Source organism: Salinibacterium xinjiangense, from assembly GCF_014645015.1.
GTDB classification, from domain to species: Bacteria; Actinomycetota; Actinomycetes; order Actinomycetales; family Microbacteriaceae; genus Rhodoglobus; species Rhodoglobus xinjiangensis.
Genome location: NZ_BMLC01000001.1, coordinates 180,051 through 199,050 on the forward strand (window position 1 = coordinate 180,051; position 19,000 = coordinate 199,050).

A 19,000-nucleotide genomic window follows, 5' to 3' on the forward strand; every position below is an offset into this window, starting at 1 on the left:
GGAAAAGAAGAGGGCTGAGGCGCTATCCCTGACGGTCAGACCGCGCGAGGAATGAAGCGATCACAGCGCGGAAGGCTTCGGGCTGCTCAAGGTGAGAGCAATGACTGGCGCCGGGGAAGACGTGGCTCGATACCGACGGAATATGCTCGACGAATGGCGCCCAGGTGGCTGGTGTTGCTTCATCGAACTCCCCGGCGACGACCAGCGTCGGCGCGATGATCTGATCGAGCCTGTCGATAATGGTCCAGTAGCGAAGTGTCCCGACGATGCGGAACTCGTTGGGGCCGTTCATCGTGTGATACACCGTGGGGTCCGCCTCCATTTGACCCTCGCTCTCCGCGAAGCCGCGGGGGGCCGGCACTACTCGGCAAACGTGGCGGTCGTAGAAATCTCTCGTCGCTGCCAGGTACTCAGGATCGTGAATCGTGCCGTTTGTCTCGTGGCGCGTCAGGGCATCCTGCGTCTCTTGTGGAAGATGGGCGCGAAGCTCATTGGCACCCTCCACCCACAACTGCATGGATGCCGGTGAGTTGCAGATGCTGAGGCTGGCCAGGCCAGCGGGGCGTTCAACGGCGATCTCCGCTCCCAGCATTCCGCCCCATGACTGCCCGAGCAGGTGATATTCGGTGATTCCGAAGTGCTCTAGCAGATTGTGGAATTCTTCGACGAAAAGGCGTGGACTCCAGAATTCGGCTGGAGCGTCCGGTAGGTGTGTGCTGTTGCCGCAACCAAGCTGGTCGTAAAAGATGACGGTGCGCCCCGTGCTGGTGAGATCAGCCAGGTTGTTCAGGTAGTTGTGGGCCATACCCGGTCCCCCGTGCAAAACGACGAGCGGCAGCGCACCCGGCAAGGGGTTCGTTGGGGTGACGACTTTGGCCCAGGTCTCCCACTCGTGAAACGGCACTCTCGCCGTCGTCGCGTTCGTTGTTTCAGCCACCGTTGCTCCTGTTGTTCATTCCCGAGGATCATCATGTCCTACGAATGGTCTAATAACCAACCTTTCTTTTTGCTGAGATGGCGCTCGTCCTGGTTCGCGGTGATTCGGGGTTCGAAGTTGAGTCTGGCGAGTATGCGTTAATGGTGGTTATGACGCACCTCGAGACCCCCGTTCTGCCGAGCAGTCTCGACGCGCCACTCAACGGCGCATCCCGGGTCGACGAGATTTACGATCGGCTGGTCACCGCTATCGCCATCGGTGAGTACCTGCCCGGGGCGCGACTTCCTGCGGAACGCGAACTGGCAGCCAATTTGCGAGTCGCGAGAATGACCGTGCGCGAAGCTCTCTCGCGGTTGGTCGAACAGGGAATGCTCGTGAAGGCCCGCGGGCGCGGCGGCGGCTCCTTTGTACGCGAGCAGTGGACCGCGATATCCAGCGCTTCCGTACATCGCACCCTCTCGGCGCGATGGGAAGCGCTGCGAGACACCTGCGAAGCGATGATGCACCTGTCTGGCGCCGTGGCCCTCGCTGCGGCAGAGAAGCGCACCGATGACGACGTGATGGTCCTCCGTGCTCGGTTGGAGGATTATCGCCTCGCAGAGTCTGGTAGTGCCGCTCAGAAAGCAGATGAGCGTCTGCACATCGCTATAGCTGATGCTGCCCACAATGTGACGCTCAAACGGATGCTCGCTGAGCTCGAAAGCCAGGTGAGCATCGCCGCTCCGTCGCATGTGTGGGGATTCCCAGAGGGGCAGCGAGAGATGGAACAGCGTGCTCTCGTGGATCATCAGAATCTGGTGGAAGCCATCTGCGAAAAGCGCTGCCCGGATGCGGGGGCCATCGGGCTCGCGCACGCGCGCATCGACATGGAACTTCTGGAGGCGGCCCTTCACAGGGCGGGAGCACCCTGAGCACTACGGTCGCGACTCGGGGACGCGCACTGCTCCGACGGCGATCAGTATCCCGCCGGTGATCCTGTTGATAGCGCGCACGACCGGGGCGATGTGAGCCAGCGGCGGGCAACCTCGGTGGCGAAAATCACCGCGGCGAAGCCCATCAGTGCGATGGAGAACACACCGACCGTGGGGTTCAGCAGGTTCGTCAGGGCTCTGCGCCGATACGCGGCCCAGAGCGAGCGGAGTTCGTGCCCGGTGCCCTGCCCTGAGTCAGGGCCGCACACAACACACGCGCCGAGCGCGCTTCGGGAAGAACGGTCAGCATGGCGGCGACGAGCGCGAATCCCAGAGGGACCCGGTAATGCTCACACGCCGACTTCCTGGTAGGCCGCATATAGCATCGCCTCGTCGGGGCCGGCGAGCACCGAGGGCTTTCCGACATCGTCCAGCACGATGAACCGGATCATCCCGGCCCTGGCCTTCTTATCACGCTGCATCGTCGCGAGAAGGGTGTTCCAGCGGCCGAGCGAGTAGTCAATCGGCAGGGTGAGTGACTCGAGGATCGAACGGTGGCGGTCGACGACGGCATCAGAGAGTGAGCCGGCCAGCCTTCCCAGCTCCGCGGCAAAGACCATGCCCACGCTGATAGCCGCACCGTGGCGCCAGCGGTAGCGCTCGGCGTGCTCGATCGCGTGACCCAGCGTGTGTCCGTAGTTCAGGATCTCCCTCGGGCCAGACTCCTTGAAATCCTCACCGACCACCCGTGCCTTCAGCCCGATTGACAGTTCGACCACGCGGCGGAATTCGGCGCTGTGCGGATCCGTCACGAGATCGACATCGGCTTCGATGATGTCGAGGATCTCGGGTTCACCGATGAACCCGCACTTCACGATCTCAGCGAAACCGGCCAGAATCTCGTTGCGCGGCAGGTCGTCGAGCACGTCCAGGTCGGCGATCACCGCGGCCGGTGCGTAGAACGAGCCGACCAGGTTCTTGCCCTCGGCCGTGTTGATGCCGGTCTTGCCACCCACGGCCGCATCCACCATTCCGGCGACACTCGTCGGGCACTGGATGAGTCGCACACCGCGAAGCCAGGTCGCCGCGACGAAACCGGCGAGGTCTGTCGTCGAGCCTCCCCCGAAACCGATGACCGCATCGGTGCGCGTGAAGTCGGTCTGGCCCATGATGCCCCAGCAGAACGCGGCGACCTCGACGCGCTTTGCGTCCTCGGCATCCGGAACCTCTGCCAGCAGCACCTCATAGCGATCGGAGAGCGAGTCACGCAGGGCGTTGGCGCGAGCGCCGAGAGTGGATGGATGCACGATCAGCACCTTGGAAACGCGTGTGCCGAGGTGTTCTGCCACTGTCGAGAGTGTGCCGTTACCGATGATCACGTCATAGGGATCTGTGCCCTTGACGGGGATGACGGTGGAGGTCATGACTGCTGCCTTTCGAGCCAGTGGGCGATCTGTTGGGCCACCCTGTCCAGCGGCTGGCTGGACGTGTCGATGGCGAAGCTGGAGAGCCGGTCGTAGATCGGCTGCCTGGCGTCGACGAGCGCCTGCCAGGCACCGATCCCATCGGCCAGCAGTGGCCGTTTCCCACTGGAGATTCGAGCCTCGACGGCCTCAGCCGAAACCGTCAGCTGCACGACCGGATACTGGGCGAGGTCGGCCTGGGTCCTCGGATCGAGCACAGCCCCTCCGCCCAGGGTCACCACGGCCCGCTCCACCAGCGCCTCCGCCACGACATCGCGCTCGATCGAGCGGAAGTGCGACTCGCCATGCTCGGCGAAGATCTCGGCGATCGTGCCATGGCGTTCGACGATCCGTTTATCGGTGTCGATGAACGGCACGTGCAGCAAACGGGCGAGCCGCTTGCCGGTGCGCGTCTTACCGGCACCGGGTGCCCCGATCAGCACGACGGCGGCGCCGTCAGCGGGCTCGTTCACGCCCGGTTCACTCACGCCCGGCTCGCTCACGCCCGGCTCGTTCACGCCCGCTCACCCATGCCCGCTCATTCAGGTTGCGACGATCTCGACGTGACGAGCTCTGCCGGGATGGATGCGAGGTAGGCGTCGAGGTTGCGCTTGGTCTCTCCGACGGAATCCCCGCCGAACTTCTCGAGCACGGAGTTCGCGAGCACGAGGGCGACCATGGCCTCCGCGACGACACCCGAGGCGGGTACCGCGCAGACGTCGGAGCGCTGATGGTGTGCCTCGGCCGCGGCGCCGGTTGCGACATCCACCGTCCTGAGGGCATGCGGAACTGTCGAGATCGGTTTCATCGCGGCCCTGACGCGCAGCAGCGTACCCGTGCTCATGCCGCCCTCTGTGCCGCCAGCGCGGTCGCTCAGCCTCGTGATGCCGTCCGGCCCGATGATGAGCTCGTCGTGGGCTTCGGATCCTCGGCGGCGGGCCGTCTCGAAACCGTCTCCGATCTCCACGCCTTTGATGGCCTGGATGCCCATGATCGCGGCGGCAAGCTGGGAGTCAAGCCGGCGATCCCAGTGCGTGTACGAACCGAGCCCCGGTGGAAGACCGTAGACGAGAACCTCGACAACCCCGCCGAGGGTGTCGCCGTCGTTGTGGGCCATGTCGACCTCCGCGACCATGGCGGTGGACGTCTCGGGGTCGAAGCAGCGCAGCGGGTCAGCGTCGAGCGTGGCGACGTCCCCGGCCCCCGGCAGCGGTGAACCGTCAGGAACACGCACCGTTCCGATGGCGAGCGTGTGGCTGAGGATCCGGATGCCGAGCTCGGACAGGAAGGATCGGGCTATAGCGCCGAGGGCGACCCGCGCGGCGGTCTCCCTCGCACTCGCGCGCTCCAGCACATTTCGGGCCTCGGGGAAGTCGTACTTCTGCATGCCGACAAGGTCGGCATGGCCCGGTCGCGGGCGGGTCAGGGCCGCTCCTCGGCCTTTCGGCAGCGCATCCAGGTCGACCGGCACCGCACTCATGACGTCGACCCAGCGCGGCCACTCGGTGTTGCCGATGCGCAGCGCGATCGGGCTGCCCATGCTCGCACCGAAGCGAATGCCTCCGCTGATCGAGAGCTCATCCTGCTCGAATTTCATCCGAGCCCCGCGGCCGTAGCCCAGCGAGCGACGATGCATGTCTGACTGGATCGCCTCGGGTGTTACGGGAACGCCAGCGGGAAGTCCCTCGAGTATGGCGACGAGTTCGGGACCGTGCGACTCACCAGCCGTCAACCAACGCAGCATGCCCCAATCCTCCCATAGCGCGCGGCGCTCACCGCACTCGGTGGTCGGACTGCGTCAGGGGGTGAGGGCTTCGCGCATCGCGCCGATGACCGCCGCCTCATCGGGGAGCTCGATCGTGGGGTCGGCGTTGACGAAGATACGGATCTGCCCGACGGCCTGGTTCACCAGCAGGTCGAGGCCGGAGATCACTGCTCCGCCGGCGTCAGTTCCGCCAGCCCCAGACCCGCCCGCGTCAGACCCGCCCGCGTCAGACCATGACCGCGCGAGGTCGCTCGGCCAGGGATCGTATGCGACGTCGAACAACGTTGCGGAGCATCGGATTTCGCGGGAGAACTCGGGCAGGCTCTCCCCTCCAGGAACCGTGCTGATCACGGCGTCGGGTCGGCCCGTGAGCGACCCTGCCCAGGGAATCACCGTGACCGTCACACCGAGCACTCGCCCCAGCACAACGAGGTCCGCCGCCTTCGCGGGTGTCCGGGCGAGCACCTGCGCTTCTGTCACGCCGAGCCGTGCGACTCCGGCGATGACGGAGGCGGCTGTCGCCCCCGCCCCGAGGACGTGCACGAGAGTCAGGGCATCCACTCCCGCGTCCCGGAACGATCGCTCGACGCCGTACACGTCGGTATTGAATCCGCGCAGGGAGCCGTCGGCGTCCCACAGCACGGTGTTGGCAGCCCCCACCAGGTCGACCAGTTCGTCCCGGGAATCCAACAGCGGCAGGATGTCACGCTTCAGTGGCATCGTGAGCGAGAGGCCGCGCCAACTGGAGTCACGCGTGCCTACGTAGCGCGCGAGCGACTCCCCCGTGACATCCGCGGAACCATAGCTCCAGTCAAGGCCGAGTACCCGGTATGCGGCCCTGTGAATCGAGGGCGACAGCGAATGCGAGATCGGCGAACCCAGAACCGCGAGCCGGCGACGAGCTGCCTCACTCACAGTATGTGGCGTTCTCGGCGCTCTCGTCGCACCACGCGAACAGCCTGTCGACCGCGGCCTGGTGCTCGTCTGCCGTCGTCGAGAACACGGTTTCACCGGTCGCAAGGTTGATCGGGACAAAGAACAGCCAGGGGCCGTCTACCGGATTCAACGCGGCATCGATCGCGAGGTCACCCGGCAGGCCGATAGGGCCCGCCGGCAGGCCGGGGTTGGCGTAGGTGTTGTAGACGTTCGACGGATCCGCCCTCTCCTCCGGCTCGGTCCAGACCGAGTCGAACCGACCGGTGCCGTAAGCGACGGTCGCATCGGACTGCAGGTTGATGTCCTGCTCGATGCGGTTCTGGAACACCCGCGAGATCTTATAGAAATCGTCGGGGTTGGCGCCGGCTTCACGCTGGATGATCGAGGCCATGATGAGCGTGTTGTAGCGGTTCTCCGGTGCGACGCCCGCGGCGTCCAGCCTGCCGATCGTCGTATCCACGAGCAGCTGCAGGATCTGCTGCGCAGTCTCCCCGCCCTGAAGTTCGTAGGTGGCCGGGAAGAGATAACCCTCGAGCGTCGGTGCCTGCTCCGGAAGCCCGTACGCCTGCGGATCCTCGGCGGCGGCTGTCACCTCCTCAAGAGGAAGTCCTGTCGTCTCGGCGATCACCTCCAGTGAGGTCTGCAGCGAGATCCCCTCACGGAGCAGGAGTTTGTCCGTCACCTTATTGGCGCTGTCCTGAAGGGCGGTCACCGCCGTCTCGGCGCTCATCATCTTCTGCAGTCGCCAGTTTCCCGGCAGGAATCCGACATCAGGGTTGGTCACAAGGTAGTCGTACACGGCGTCGTAGGTCATGGTGACGCCAGCCTCGTGGAGTTCCCGCGCGACATCCGAACCGATGTCCCCGGATTGGACCGTCACGATGGCTTCCTCACCATTGCCCGATCCCTCGTAGTCAGTGGGCAACTGGATTCCCAGAAGCTCGCGCACCTGGGTGTTGTAGGTGGTCCAGCCATACGCCGCCACCGCCCCGCCAGCGCTGAGCACGAGCACGATCGGAAGCAGGATCTTCAGCCAGCGCTGGTTCCGCTTCTTCGGGCGATCGCCGCCGCCGCCGCCCCTGCGGGAGCGGCCCCCTGATCCCGGACCGTCGCCACCTGCCGACCACTGTTCGCGTTCTCGAGCCGCCCGGCGACTGCCCGGCGCAGCAGGGTCCGTCGCCCGGCGACCCTGTGCAGCCGCCGCCGCCGCAACGGCAGTTGCGGCTGTCCCAGCTGGAGCTTCCTGGGACGGCCGCGCACCGAACAGTTGGGCGAAGGAATCGAGCTCCGTGGGCTCGTGTGCCGACTCCTTCGGTGGTGTCACAAGGGGCGCCGCCGTCGGCCGCTGTGCGAAGATCTCATCCCAGCTCGGCTCGTTTGCCATGATCCTATGATCCTTCGGGGGTGTCGACGATGAGACCAGGAGGTGTACCAGCCGCGCGCTCGAGGTCGAGGGCATGTTGCAGAATTATAACGGCGGCAACCTGATCCACCACTGAGCGTGAATTTTTCGCGTTCCTGCCAGACGCCCGAAGCGCCGAATTGGCTGACACAGTAGACAGCCTCTCGTCGACCATGCGAACGGGAATCCCCAGATCGCGAGCGATCTGCGCGGCAAACCCTCTCGCGTCATCCGTCGATGGGGTGTCGCGGCCCGACAGCGCTATCGGCAGCCCGACCACGATCTCGACGGCGTCGATCTCTGCAGCGAGTTGTGCAATGCGAACCAGGTCGCCCCGCCCCCGCTGCACGGTCTCGACCGGCGTGGCCAGCATTCCGTGAAGATCGCTGCGGGCCACCCCGATGCGCACTTTTCCCACATCGACACCGAGTCGCACGCCGGTTCGCACTATCGCGACACTGCCGCGGTGATCGCTTCGAGCGCAGCTCCGATGGCGGTGACGTCAGAGCCACCGCCCTGTGCGAGGTCGTCTTTTCCGCCGCCTCCACCGCCGAGCACACCGGCAGCAGCCTTTGCCATCGCGCCGGCTTTGAGACCGAGCGCCCGAGAGGCCTCATTGGTCGCCACAATCACGGCGGGCTTACCGGCAACATCTGCCGCCAGAGCCACAACCGAGGCACCGGATCCGAGCCGCTCACGCACACCCATGACCAGCGACCGCAGGTCGTCGCTCGAGGCGATGGCACCAATGTTCTCTGCCACGAGATCGATGTCGCCTCGCCTGCTCGAGTTCGCCACAATGGCCGGAATCCGCTGCGACAACTGACCGGCTTCGAATTCGGCGATCTTCTTCTCGGCGGCCTTCAGCTCAGCCACGAGGGCGCTGATGCGCTGGGGCAACTGCTCCCGGGGTGTCTTGAGTGACGACGTCAGTTCAGAAACGATGGCACGTTCGGCGGCCAGGTCACGGAAGGCGTCGAGACCGACGAGCGATTCGATGCGCCGGTTCGATGATCCGACCGATGATTCACCGATGAGATTGATCAGGCCGACCTCAGCCGACCGCGATACGTGCGTTCCCGCACACAGTTCCAGCGACCAAGGGCCGCCGATCTCCACCACCCGCACAGTGTCCCCGTACTTCTCGCTGAACAGTGCCATCGCGCCAAGAGCCTTCGCCTCCTCGATGGGGAGGATGCGCGTGGTCACCTCGAGGTTGTCGCGCACGGCGTTGTTGGCGACCTCTTCGATCTCGCTCTTGGTCGCTGCGGACAGCGCCGAGTTCCAGGAGAAGTCCAGTCGCATATATCCGGATTTATTGTACGAACCGGACTGGTGCGCCTGTGGCCCGAGGATCTGCCGAAGAGCGGCATGGATGAGGTGCGTCGCCGAATGCGCCTGGGTCGCACCGCGGCGCCACTCGGGGTCGACGACGCTGGTCGCGGCATCCCCCACTCCGACTTCGCCCGAGGTGACCTGCACCTTGTGGCTGACGAGTCCCTTGACGGGGCGCTGCACATCGAGCACCTCGAGTTCGAACCCAGTGCCGACGATGGTGCCGGAGTCGGCTTCCTGGCCTCCCGATTCCGGATACAGCGAGGTCTCGGCAAGTATCACTTCGGCGATCTGCCCCGAGGTCGCCCTGCTGACCGAGGCTCCGTCGACGATCAGCCCGAGCACGCTCGACTCGGTGTCGAGGTGGTCGTAGCCCGTGAAGGTCGTCTCACCTTTTGCACGGAAAGCGCTGTAGACCGAGAGATCAGCGAGGTGCTGTTTCTTCGACTTCGCGTCGGCCTTGGCCAGGGTGCGCTGGTGGTTCATGAGCGCGTCGAATCCCGCACGGTCGATCGAGAGCCCGGCTTCGTCCGCGATCTCGAGGGTCAGGTCGATCGGGAATCCGTACGTGTCATGCAGGAGAAACGCGGTGTCGGTCGGCAGCTGCACGGCTCCGGCCTGCTGCGTGCGTGCGACGGCGACATCCAGGATCGTCGTGCCGCTGGCGAGCGTGCGGAGGAAGGTCTCCTCCTCGGCCACTGCCAGTCGTGAGATCCTGTCGAAATCGCTGGCGACCTCGGGATACTGGGCCTTCATCGCGTCCCTTGATGCCGGGAACAGTTCAGCGAACGTCGGATCTTCGACGCCGAGCAGTCGCATCGAGCGCACTGTGCGCCTGAGCAGCCGGCGCAGGATGTAGCCGCGCCCCTCATTCGCCGGCGTGACGCCATCCGACATCAGCATCAGGCTCGAGCGCACGTGATCGGCTATGACGCGCATCCTGACGTCATCCTCCAGGCTCGCACCGTATCGTCGCCCCGACAGCTCAGCTGCCCGGTCGAGCACGGGGCGAACCTGGTCGATCTCGTACATGTTCTCGACGCCCTGCTTGATGAACGCGACGCGCTCCATGCCCATGCCGGTGTCGATGTTCTGGCTGGGAAGCTCGCCCAGGATCTCGAAGTTCTTCCCGCTGCCCTCGCCGCGGAGGTACTGCATGAAGACGAGGTTCCAGATCTCCACGTAGCGGTCGTCGTCTGTCGCCGGCCCACCATCCCGACCGTAGGACGGCCCGCGGTCGAAGAAGATCTCCGAGCATGGCCCCGCTGGTCCCGGCTGCCCGGTCGACCAGTAGTTGGTGTCCATGTCGAGTCGCTGGATGCGCTCGTCTGGCAGCCCTGCCGTCTTCTTCCAGAAATTGACGGCGTCGTCGTCGTCCTTGTAGACGGTGACCCACAGGTCTTTCTCGTCGAATCCGAATCCGCCTGCGGACTCGCTGTTCGTGAGCAGCTCCCAGGCGTATTCGATCGCCTGCTCCTTGAAGTAGTCACCGAACGAGAAGTTTCCGTTCATCTGGAAGAACGTGCCGTGCCGTGGAGTCTTACCCACCTCTTCGATGTCGAGGGTCCTGATGCACTTCTGCACACTCGTCGCGCGCGGGTACGGCGCGGGCACCAGCCCGGTCAGGTACGGCACGAACGGCACCATCCCGGCAACCGTGAAAAGTAGGGTCGGGTCATCGCTGACAAGCGATGCCGAGGGAACGATGGTGTGCCCACGGTCCCCGAAGAAGTTCAGCCAGCGGCTCTGGATGTCAGCGGTGTACATAGGAGGTCCCGGTTAGTAGTTGTGCGGCGGGGACCAGTGACCGGGCCCGCAGCAGCTCAGCGGCTTCGTTGGAGATCTGGGCTCAGGCTTCGTCCACGGCGGCGCGCAACTCGGCCTCGCGAGACGTGTACCCGTCGACCACGGCACTGCCGAACTCACGGGCGCGGGAGTTGACGTCGTCGAAGAAACGCTTGCCCTGCGGGGTCATCGACACCGTGTGCGCGACGAGGAATCCGATCGCGACACCGACGAATACGAGGACGAGATTCTTCATTGTGCTCCTGTGGCAAGACGGGTCGAGCAGTGCAGTGGCTTCACAGTTTAGTTCTTCGACGCCGAACGGCCGGTGCCCGACCGTGAGCCGCTGAGCGCAGCACGAACACCCGCGGAGAAACTCGCGATCCTGATCAGCGGGCCGCCCACGCTCGCAGCAAACAGCGCGACGAGCGAAGACAGGTTCTTCGTGGCCTCCTCGACGCTGCCGGTGATCGAGTCGACGCGAGCGATCTGCTTGTTCGTCTCGCTGATCGTCGTCGTCGCCTCTTCAAGGATCGGCGTGATGTTCTCACTCGCGCTGCGGATCGCGGCGCTCGCCTCGTCGAACACCCGGCCCAGCTTGATGAGTGGAATCGCGGAGATGCCCACCAGGATCGCAAACACTCCTGCGGCGATGAGTCCGGCTACGTCTGCACCAGTCATGACATGTTCCCTCGTTAACGTGAGAAGCGGGCCATCCTGCGATGACCCGCTTCCCACAGTAACTGCTCAGAGTTACCGGATGACCCAGCGTTAGCGAGCCGCGTAGTACTCCACGACGAGCTGGACTTCACAGGTCACGGGGACCTCGGCGCGCTTCGGACGACGCACGAGGCGTGTCTGCAGCTTGTCGATCTCGACCTCGAGGTACCCAGGGGTCTTAGGGAGCACGTCGACGTGTCCACCGGCGGCGGCGACCTGGAAGATCTCCATGCCCTCGCTCTTGGCCTTCACGTGAACAAGCTGTCCCGGCTTGACGCGGAACGACGGACGGTCGACGAGCTGCCCGTCGACCAGGATGTGACGGTGAACGATCATCTGGCGTGACTGGGCCGTGGTGCGGGCGATAGCTGAGCGAACGAGGATGGCGTCAAGACGCATCTCGAGCTGCTCGACGAGGTTTTCACCGGTCAGGCCGGCGGCCTTGCGGGCCTCCTCGAACTGGATCTTGAGCTGCGCTTCGCGGATGCCGTACTGGGCACGCAGGCGCTGCTTCTCGCGCAGGCGGACGGCGTAGTCGCTGTCCTGCTTGCGCTTGGTGCGACCGTGCTCACCCGGAGCGTACGGACGCTTCTCGAGGTATTTGGCAGCCTTCGGGGTCAGGGCGATGCCCAGGGCCCTCGAGAGACGGGTCTTGCTGCGGGTACGTGACTTAGTAGACACGGGTTCCTTACTGTCGGTGAATAGTGGAAACGGCTGCTCGCGCGCACGCATGCGCACGCAAAACATGTGCTTGAAAGCACGCCGTGAAAGTAGAGGGGCTGCCATGCGGAACCCGGTCGGCTACAGACCGTCTTTCCCTAACCAGCGATTTCGTTGCAGCCGCGCGCGGAAATCAGGCCTTAGGCAGCGCTAAGAGTATCACGCGCGCGCTGGTCACTCACCACGAATGATGCCCCTGAGCTTCTCCAGTCGGGCCGCCACGTCACGTTCGTTGCCGTTGTTGGTCGGCCTGTAATAGTCGGTGCCCTTGAGTTCGTCCGGCAGGTACTGCTGCTGCACCACACCGAAGTCGGAGTCGTGCGAGTACTTATAGCCCTTGCCATGCCCCAGCCGCTTTGCGCCGGGGTAATGGGCGTCGCGCAGCGGCTTGGGCACGCGGCCGATCTTGCCAGCGCGCACGTCGGCGATCGCGGCATCCAGTGCCATGTATGCGGCATTCGACTTCGGCGCAGTCGCTAGATAGACGACCGCCTCGGCCAGCGGGATGCGCCCTTCGGGCATGCCGATCAGCTGCACTGCGTCGGCCGCCGCCATCGCGATCAGCAGCGCCTGCGGGTCGGCCATGCCGATATCTTCTGCAGCGGAGATGATGACCCTGCGCGCGATGAACCTCGGATCTTCGCCAGCCTCGATCATGCGCGCCAGGTAGTGCAGCGCTGCGTCGACATCCGAGCCACGCACCGACTTGATGAAGGCGCTGATCACGTCGTAATGCTCGTCACCCTGCCGGTCGTAGCGCAGCAGTGCACGGTCGACGGCCATCGCAACGATCTCGGTGGTGACCACAGGCTTTCCCTCACCGGCATACGAGGCAGTGGCGGCCAGCGCGGAGGCTTCGAGAGCCGTCAGTGCTCGTCGTGCGTCACCTGACGACAGCCGGATGATGCTCGCGCGAGCCTCTGCCGCAAGCTCCACTGCGTCGTGCAGGCCGCGGGGGTCTGTCACGGCGCGGTCGATGAGTATTCCGAGATCTGTTTCGTCGAGTTGCTCAAGAGTGAGCAGCAGTGATCGGGACAACAGCGGGGAGATCACAGAGAATGACGGGTTCTCGGTGGTTGCCGCGATCAGGATCACCCAGCCGTTCTCGACACCGGGAAGCAGGGCATCCTGTTGCGCTTTCGTGAAGCGGTGGATCTCGTCGAGGAACAGCACAGTGGTCAGTCCGTACAGGTCGCGGCTCGACAGCGCTTCTTCCATGACCTGCCTGACATCGCGCACCCCGGCAGTGACCGCTGAGAGCTCGACGAACTTGCGTCCGGAGCTGTGGGCGATGGCTTTGGCGAGGGTCGTCTTCCCCGTGCCGGGTGGGCCCCACAGGATGATGGACACCGAACCCTGCTCGCCAGACTTGTCTGAGGCGAGGCTCACCAGCGGCGACCCCGGAGTGAGCAGGTGACGCTGCCCGGCTACCTCATCAAGGTTCATCGGCCTCATGCGTACCGCGAGAGGCGTGGCGCCGCTGCGTAGACCGGGGCCGCTATCCATTGGTCAATGCTAACCGTGGCAACCGACAGACGTGGATATCGTAAAGTTCTCACTGCGGGCCCAGCGAGGCGACGCGTCATCATCAGGGTCTTGCCCGCAAAGGAGTCATTCGTGGCACAGAGTAAGAGCACCGATCGCGCGGCCCGCGATGCCCGTGAGCGCCTGCGGCTGTACAAGGCCCGGCAAACCGTTCACGAGCATGGCCGCAAGCGTCGCTCCCGCGACAACCTCATCGCGATCATCGGGGTGCTCGCCGTGATCGCTCTCGTGACCGGCGCGCAATTGTTCTACTTCAATGGCGGGCCGGGTACGGCAACACCAGTTCCGACCTCGACACCCACCGACACGGCAACCGCTGCTCCCGAAGGCCAAAACGTCGGCGACGTGCCGGACCCCGCGGTCGCCGAAGGCCGCACCTGGACAGGCAACCTCACTCTTAATGATGTCCAGCTCGGCATCTCGCTCGACGGTGCTCTCGCACCGCAGGCTGTCGCCTCGTTGGTCACTGACGCGGCCGCTGGTTACTACGTGGGCAAGACCTGCCACAGGCTCGTGTCGAGCCCGACGGCCGGCCTCCTCCAATGCGGTTCGGCTGACGGCACCGGAGCCACCGACTCCACCTACAGCTTCGGCCCGCTGGAAAACACGGCTCCGGGCGGCATCTACCCCGCCGGCAGCATCGCGATGGCCCGGGCTGGGGACAATGCCTACAGCAACGGTCGACAGTTCTTCATCGTCTATGCGGATGCCACGCTGCCCGACGACTCCGTGGGTGGCTACACCATCGTCGGATCCGTCACGAGTGGCCTCGACCAGTTCATGGCGTCGATAGCTGACGCCGGAGTCGTCGACGGTGCTGCCGACGGTGCACCGGTGGTGCCGACATCCATCACCGGCTTCACGATCCAATAACACCGATGCGGTCGATTCCCACGGTGCCATAGGCTTGAGCCGCTGGGCAGGACACGAATGTGTCCGGCCATTCAGAACGAACTGCAAGGGTGATTCACGTGGCAACAGACGATCAGGCTCCATGGGGCCGCGTCGACGAGACCGGTACCGTCTTCGTTCGCGAAGCAACGGGTGAGCGCGCGGTCGGGCAGTACCCCGACGGTTCCCCGGAAGAGGCTCTCGCGTACTTCCAGCGCAAGTTCAGCGAGCTTGCCGGGCAGGTGACGCTGCTCGAGCAGCGTGTGAAGCGCGGTGCACCTGCAAGTGATGTCTCGAAGGCCGTCAGGGCACTCGCTGCCAGCATCGCTACCGCGAACGCCGTGGGCAACCTCGCCGCACTCCAGTCGCGGATCGAGGCGCTCGGTGGCACCGTCACCGAGTTGACCGTGAAGCAGACAGAAGAGTCGAAGGCCGTCGTGTCGGCCGCGCTCGTCGAGAGGGAGAGCCTCGTGGTCGAGGCCGAGACTCTCGCCGCGCAGGATCCCGCGAAGGCGCAGTGGAAGCAGGTCACGGCGACTATCGACGAGATCTTCGCTCGCTGGCAGAAGCATCAGGCCGACGGCCCACGCCTGCCGAAGAACGAAGCGAACGAACTGTGGAAACGGTTCCGTGCCGCGAGGGCGACCATCGACACCCACCGCAAAGCGTTTTTTGCGGAGCTGGACAGTGTGCATAAAGACGCGAAGGCTGCGAAGCAGGCTCTCGTCGAGAAGGCCGAGGGCCTGGTCGGTAAAGGTGCAGAAGGCATCCCGATCTACCGCAACCTCCTCGACCAGTGGAAAGCCGCTGGTCGCGCGGGCAAGAAATTTGACGACGCCCTGTGGGCCCAGTTCAAAGAGGCCGGTGACGCCCTGTACTCCGCGAAGGGCGAGGTCGACGCGCAGGACTCCGTCGAATTCACCGCGAATCTCGAATTAAAGGAAACACTGCTGGTCGAGGCCGAGCCACTGCTCACCGAGACCGATCGCTCGAAGGCGAAAGACGCACTGCTGCGAATCCAGACCAACTGGGACAAGATCGGGAAGGTCCCCCGCGACAAGGTCAAGACGATCGAAGATCGGCTCCGCAAGGTCGAGAATGCCGTGCGAAAGCTCGACGAAGACCACTGGCAGAAGAACAACCCCGAGCGCAAACAGCGCGAGTCAGGATTCCTCGGCCAGCTCAACGACGCCATCGCCAAGCTCGAACGAGAACTGGACGACGCGAAGGCAAGCGGCGATAAGCGCGCTATTTCCACGGCTCAGGAAGCACTGGATGCTCGTAAGGCCTGGCTCGGCGCGATCGCCAAGTAGCCGCGCCCGGGTTTCCACAGGCGTGGTAAGTCCACAGATTCCTCAGACGGCTGCGGCGTGCCGCATTCACGAACCATGATGACGGCATGCCACCCCGCCTGCCGCCAGTGCTCTCCGGCGCCGACCTGCCCGCCGCTGAACTGTGGGCCGCGAAGCTCGATGGTGAACTTTTCCTGGTCGGTGACTGCTTCGCCCCGGTTGACGAGATCGTGCAGGCCACACACAGGGCTCGGGCTGTGCACTCCGTGGGAGCCCCAGCGACTGGCGTCGATAGTCGCCTGATCGCCGAACAGCGCTCAGCGGCGTGGATCTGGGGCGCGTTGGATGTCGCGCCGATCCACCAACAATTGTGCGTCGTGAGCAACTCCCGCGCCGGAAGAGACCTCCCCCGCACTGTCTCGGTGCGCGAAGTAGTCATCCGTGGCAGCGAGATCGCCATGGTCGGTGGTCTTCGGGTCACGACTCCCCTTCGCACCATCATTGATCTCGCGCGTTTCAGCGAGGCGTTCGAATTCGCAGACGTCCGTACGGTGTCCAGGTTGATGCGTCAATCCGGTATCAGTCTCGAGCAGTGCGAGGCTGACATCAACGGCCGCAGGAACCTCCCGGGGAAACGTCGCGCTCTGCAACGGCTCAGCCGTTGCTGACCCGATAGACGTCGTAGACCCCGTCGATCCTGCGCACGGCATTCAACACACGATCGAGATGCGTGGTGTCACCCATCTCGAAGACGAACCGACTGAGGGCAAGTCGCTCGCTCGAGGTCGACACCGTCGCAGACAGGATGTTTACATGGTTCTCGGTGAGCACACGCGTGACATCAGACAACAGTCCCGACCGGTCGAGAGCCTCGATCTGGATCTGCACGAGGAAGAGAGACTTCGAGCTCGGCGCCCATTCGACGTCGATCATGCGCTCGGGTTCCAGCATGAGAGAACTGACGTTCTTACAATCTGAGCGATGTACCGACACTCCCGCGCCTCGGGTCACAAAACCGACCACCGAATCTCTTGGCACCGGCGTGCAGCACTTGGCGAGCTTGACGAGTATGTCTGGAGCACCTCGCACCAGCACACCCGAGTCGCTGTTCTTCATCGAACGGCTGCGGCCTTTCGGCGCGAACTCGATCTCAGCGTCGTCAGTCTCAGACTCACTGTGCAGTGACGAAAGAACCTTCTCGATCACGGACTGGGTAGAGATGTGCCCTTCGCCCACTGCCGCGTAGAGCGCCGTCACATCGTCGTATCGCATCTGGGATGCAACCTCGGCGAACGAATCCTGGCTCATCAGCTTCTGCAGCGGAAGGTTCTGTTTGCGCATGGCGCGAGCAATGGCATCCTTGCCCTGCTCTATCGCCTCATCCCTGCGCTCCTTTGTGAACCAGGCACGGATCTTGTTTCGCGCCCGCGTACTCTTGACGAAACTGAGCCAGTCCTGGCTCGGAGCAGCATCCGGATTCTTGGAAGTGAAGACCTCCACAGAGTCGCCGCTGTTGAGTTCGCTCTCGAGCGGAACCAGCCTGCCGTTCACTTTGGCGCCCATGGTGCGGTGGCCGACCTCGGTATGCACCGCGTAGGCGAAATCGACGGGAGTCGCACCCGCCGGCAATCCAATCACCTTGCCCTGCGGCGTGAAGACGTAAACCTCTTTGGCACCGATCTCGAAACGGAGGGAATCGAGGAACTCCCCCGGATCCTCGGTCTCGGCCTGCCAGTCACTGATGTGGGCGAGCCACGCCATGTCCGCATCGTCGTGACCACCGGCGCCATCGCCCTTGCCGTTGACGCGTGCCTTGTATTTCCAGTGCGCCGCCACACCGAACTCGGCCCGCTGGTGCATTTCGGGCGTTCGGATCTGCAACTCGACGGGTTTACCCTGAGGGCCGATGACCGTCGTGTGAAGCGACTGGTACAGGTTGAATTTCGGGGTAGCGATGTAGTCCTTGAACCGCCCAGGGATCGGAGTCCACCTGGCGTGGATCGACCCGAGCACGGCATAGCAGTCGCGCACCGAGTTCACGAGGATCCGAATTCCGACGAGGTCGTAGATCTCGTCGAACTCGCGACCCCTCACGATCATCTTCTGGTAGATCGAGTAGTACTGCTTGGGACGACCGGCCACGGTGCCCTTGATTTTCAAGGTCTTGAGGTCATCCTTGACCGCGTTGATGACCTGCTGCACGAAACCTTCACGCTGCGGCGTGCGCTGGCGCACGAGGCTCTCGATCTCGACATAGAGTTTCGGGTACAGCACAGCGAACGAGAGGTCTTCGAGTTCGAGCTTGATCGCCTGGATTCCGAGCCTGTGCGCGAGGGGCGCGTAGATCTCGAGCGTCTCTTTGGCTTTGCGGGTGGCGGATGATTGTTCGACGAAGCCCCAGGTCCTCGCGTTGTGGAGCCGGTCGGCGAGCTTGATTACGAGCACGCGGATGTCTTTCGACATCGCGACGATCATCTTTCGCACCGTCTCGGCCTGGGCGCTGTCGCCGTACTTCAGCTTGTCGAGCTTGGTGACCCCGTCGACGAGCATGGCGATCTCGTCGCCGAAATCCTCACGGAGGTGCTCGAGGGTGTACTCGGTGTCTTCGACGGTGTCATGCAGCAGGGCGGCTGCAAGCGTCTTCGCTCCGATTCCGAGTTCAGCCAGGATCTGGGCGACGGCGACCGGGTGCGTGATGTACGGCTCACCGCTTTTGCGCTGCTGTCCCCGGTGCGCCTTCTCCGCGGCGACATACGCGCGCTCGAGCAACGGGATATCAGCCTTGGGATGATGCGCGCGGACCGTCTTGATGAGCCGGTCTACCGCGCCCGTAGGCTGTGCGCGCGAGAAGATGCGGGGCAGCAGGGTGCGCAGCGTGGCCGTGCTCTGCGTTGTCTCGGTCACACGACCACCTCCTGCTGCAACTCTAAGCCGCTGCGGTTCAGTCTTCGTCCGCGTTCGCTGTGTGCGAATCGACGACGACGGAGCCACCCGCTGCGGACCAGGCCGACATGCCACCCTCGACATTCACGGCATCCAGCCCCTCTGAACGCAGAAAATTCGTAGCCCGGAGGGATCGTCCGCCACTGTGACACACAATCAGCAGGCGGGAATCGCGGGGAAGCTCTGACACGCGCTCCTGCAGGGCTGAGAGAGGGAGGAATGTAGCGCCGGGTGCGTGGCCGGCGTCCCACTCATCCTGTTCGCGCACGTCCACCAGGATGACGCCCTCCGAGAGCTCCTTCATCGCTTTTTCGACGGAGACGCCGGGTAGCTCGACCGAATCCGAATTGCTCAT

The 19,000-nt window shown here is 64.2% G+C and carries 18 protein-coding genes; 4 read left to right on the plus strand and 14 right to left on the minus strand.

Features of this window, described 5'->3' with window-relative positions; genetic code table 11:
• Positions 1 to 22: 22 nt before the first annotated feature.
• The gene (locus tag IEW81_RS00855; protein WP_097061826.1) at positions 23 to 937 is read right to left on the minus strand and encodes a proline iminopeptidase-family hydrolase; all 915 of its coding nucleotides are present in this window, start codon (positions 935 to 937) and stop codon (positions 23 to 25) included.
• A 149-nt stretch (positions 938 to 1,086) separates the two neighbouring features.
• Between IEW81_RS00855 and IEW81_RS00860 the strand changes: the two genes are divergently transcribed.
• Positions 1,087 to 1,848, plus strand: coding sequence for a FadR/GntR family transcriptional regulator (locus IEW81_RS00860; RefSeq protein WP_097061986.1), 762 nt, complete (start codon positions 1,087 to 1,089; stop codon positions 1,846 to 1,848).
• A gap of 350 nt (positions 1,849 to 2,198) precedes the next feature.
• Here the strand turns inward: IEW81_RS00860 and aroB are convergent, their stop codons facing one another.
• The 11 genes from aroB to IEW81_RS00915 all read right to left on the minus strand — a co-directional run bounded on the left by aroB (position 2,199) and on the right by IEW81_RS00915 (position 13,480).
• A complete protein-coding gene (gene aroB / locus IEW81_RS00865; protein ID WP_097061824.1) occupies positions 2,199 to 3,272 on the minus strand; it encodes a 3-dehydroquinate synthase in 1,074 nt (357 codons plus the stop codon).
• On the minus strand, positions 3,269 to 3,814 hold the full coding sequence (locus IEW81_RS00870) for a shikimate kinase (RefSeq protein ID WP_229671182.1): 546 nt from the start codon (positions 3,812 to 3,814) through the stop codon (positions 3,269 to 3,271). The genes aroB and IEW81_RS00870 overlap by 4 nt, the downstream gene beginning before the upstream one ends.
• Positions 3,815 to 3,849: 35 nt before the next feature.
• Complete coding sequence (gene aroC / locus IEW81_RS00875; protein WP_097061823.1) at positions 3,850 to 5,055, minus strand: chorismate synthase; 1,206 nt, start codon at positions 5,053 to 5,055, stop codon at positions 3,850 to 3,852.
• A gap of 54 nt (positions 5,056 to 5,109) precedes the next feature.
• A complete protein-coding gene (locus tag IEW81_RS00880) occupies positions 5,110 to 5,991 on the minus strand; it encodes a shikimate dehydrogenase family protein (RefSeq protein ID WP_097061822.1) in 882 nt (293 codons plus the stop codon).
• Positions 5,984 to 7,396 (minus strand): endolytic transglycosylase MltG, encoded by a 1,413-nt coding sequence (gene mltG, locus IEW81_RS00885; RefSeq protein ID WP_097061821.1) that lies wholly within the window; start codon positions 7,394 to 7,396, stop codon positions 5,984 to 5,986. The genes IEW81_RS00880 and mltG overlap by 8 nt, the downstream gene beginning before the upstream one ends.
• A 4-nt stretch (positions 7,397 to 7,400) precedes the next feature.
• Positions 7,401 to 7,862, minus strand: a complete 462-nt coding sequence (gene ruvX / locus IEW81_RS00890; protein WP_097061820.1) for a Holliday junction resolvase RuvX — start codon at positions 7,860 to 7,862, stop codon at positions 7,401 to 7,403.
• Positions 7,862 to 10,516: an alanine--tRNA ligase gene (gene alaS, locus IEW81_RS00895; protein ID WP_097061819.1), complete on the minus strand. Its 2,655-nt coding sequence runs from the start codon at positions 10,514 to 10,516 to the stop codon at positions 7,862 to 7,864. The genes ruvX and alaS overlap by 1 nt, the downstream gene beginning before the upstream one ends.
• 82 nt (positions 10,517 to 10,598) lie before the next feature.
• Positions 10,599 to 10,790, minus strand: coding sequence for a hypothetical protein (locus IEW81_RS00900; RefSeq protein WP_097061818.1), 192 nt, complete (start codon positions 10,788 to 10,790; stop codon positions 10,599 to 10,601).
• Between the two features lie 47 nt (positions 10,791 to 10,837).
• Positions 10,838 to 11,215: a DUF948 domain-containing protein gene (locus IEW81_RS00905; protein ID WP_097061817.1), complete on the minus strand. Its 378-nt coding sequence runs from the start codon at positions 11,213 to 11,215 to the stop codon at positions 10,838 to 10,840.
• A 90-nt stretch (positions 11,216 to 11,305) separates the two neighbouring features.
• Positions 11,306 to 11,935: a 30S ribosomal protein S4 gene (rpsD, locus tag IEW81_RS00910; RefSeq protein ID WP_097061816.1), complete on the minus strand. Its 630-nt coding sequence runs from the start codon at positions 11,933 to 11,935 to the stop codon at positions 11,306 to 11,308.
• A 213-nt stretch (positions 11,936 to 12,148) separates the two neighbouring features.
• Entirely contained in the window at positions 12,149 to 13,480 is a 1,332-nt protein-coding gene (locus IEW81_RS00915) for a replication-associated recombination protein A (RefSeq protein WP_097061815.1), read from the minus strand.
• Positions 13,481 to 13,591: 111 nt separating this feature from the next.
• Between IEW81_RS00915 and IEW81_RS00920 the strand changes: the two genes are divergently transcribed.
• From IEW81_RS00920 to IEW81_RS00930, 3 genes are all read left to right on the plus strand, one after another.
• On the plus strand, positions 13,592 to 14,392 hold the full coding sequence (locus tag IEW81_RS00920; protein WP_229671183.1) for a peptidylprolyl isomerase: 801 nt from the start codon (positions 13,592 to 13,594) through the stop codon (positions 14,390 to 14,392).
• A gap of 98 nt (positions 14,393 to 14,490) precedes the next feature.
• Positions 14,491 to 15,723 carry a DUF349 domain-containing protein gene (locus IEW81_RS00925; protein ID WP_097061984.1) on the plus strand — a complete coding sequence of 411 codons (1,233 nt, stop codon included), beginning with the start codon at positions 14,491 to 14,493 and terminating at the stop codon, positions 15,721 to 15,723.
• Positions 15,724 to 15,809: 86 nt separating this feature from the next.
• Positions 15,810 to 16,370 (plus strand): type IV toxin-antitoxin system AbiEi family antitoxin, encoded by a 561-nt coding sequence (locus tag IEW81_RS00930; protein WP_097061813.1) that lies wholly within the window; start codon positions 15,810 to 15,812, stop codon positions 16,368 to 16,370.
• Here the strand turns inward: IEW81_RS00930 and IEW81_RS00935 are convergent.
• Together IEW81_RS00935 and IEW81_RS00940 are read right to left on the minus strand one after the other, a co-directional pair.
• On the minus strand, positions 16,357 to 18,606 hold the full coding sequence (locus tag IEW81_RS00935) for a RelA/SpoT family protein (protein ID WP_282432139.1): 2,250 nt from the start codon (positions 18,604 to 18,606) through the stop codon (positions 16,357 to 16,359). The genes IEW81_RS00930 and IEW81_RS00935 overlap by 14 nt on opposite strands.
• Before the next feature lie 37 nt (positions 18,607 to 18,643).
• Positions 18,644 to 19,000, minus strand: coding sequence for a rhodanese-like domain-containing protein (locus IEW81_RS00940; RefSeq protein WP_097061811.1), 357 nt, complete (start codon positions 18,998 to 19,000; stop codon positions 18,644 to 18,646).

Bases quoted from the DNA above. Each gene is read 5' to 3' on its own strand.
- aroC (WP_097061823.1), bottom strand. From the start codon at position 5,055: ATGCTGCGTTGGTTGACGGCTGGTGAGTCGCACGGTCCCGAACTCGTC.
- IEW81_RS00900 (WP_097061818.1), bottom strand. From the start codon at position 10,790: ATGAAGAATCTCGTCCTCGTATTCGTCGGTGTCGCGATCGGATTCCTC.
- IEW81_RS00905 (WP_097061817.1), bottom strand. From the start codon at position 11,215: ATGACTGGTGCAGACGTAGCCGGACTCATCGCCGCAGGAGTGTTTGCG.
- aroB (WP_097061824.1), bottom strand. From the start codon at position 3,272: ATGACCTCCACCGTCATCCCCGTCAAGGGCACAGATCCCTATGACGTG.
- IEW81_RS00930 (WP_097061813.1), top strand. From the start codon at position 15,810: ATGCCACCCCGCCTGCCGCCAGTGCTCTCCGGCGCCGACCTGCCCGCC.
- IEW81_RS00940 (WP_097061811.1), bottom strand. From the start codon at position 19,000: ATGAGCAATTCGGATTCGGTCGAGCTACCCGGCGTCTCCGTCGAAAAA.
- IEW81_RS00860 (WP_097061986.1), top strand. From the start codon at position 1,087: ATGACGCACCTCGAGACCCCCGTTCTGCCGAGCAGTCTCGACGCGCCA.
- mltG (WP_097061821.1), bottom strand. From the start codon at position 7,396: ATGGCAAACGAGCCGAGCTGGGATGAGATCTTCGCACAGCGGCCGACG.
- IEW81_RS00915 (WP_097061815.1), bottom strand. From the start codon at position 13,480: ATGGATAGCGGCCCCGGTCTACGCAGCGGCGCCACGCCTCTCGCGGTA.
- alaS (WP_097061819.1), bottom strand. From the start codon at position 10,516: ATGTACACCGCTGACATCCAGAGCCGCTGGCTGAACTTCTTCGGGGAC.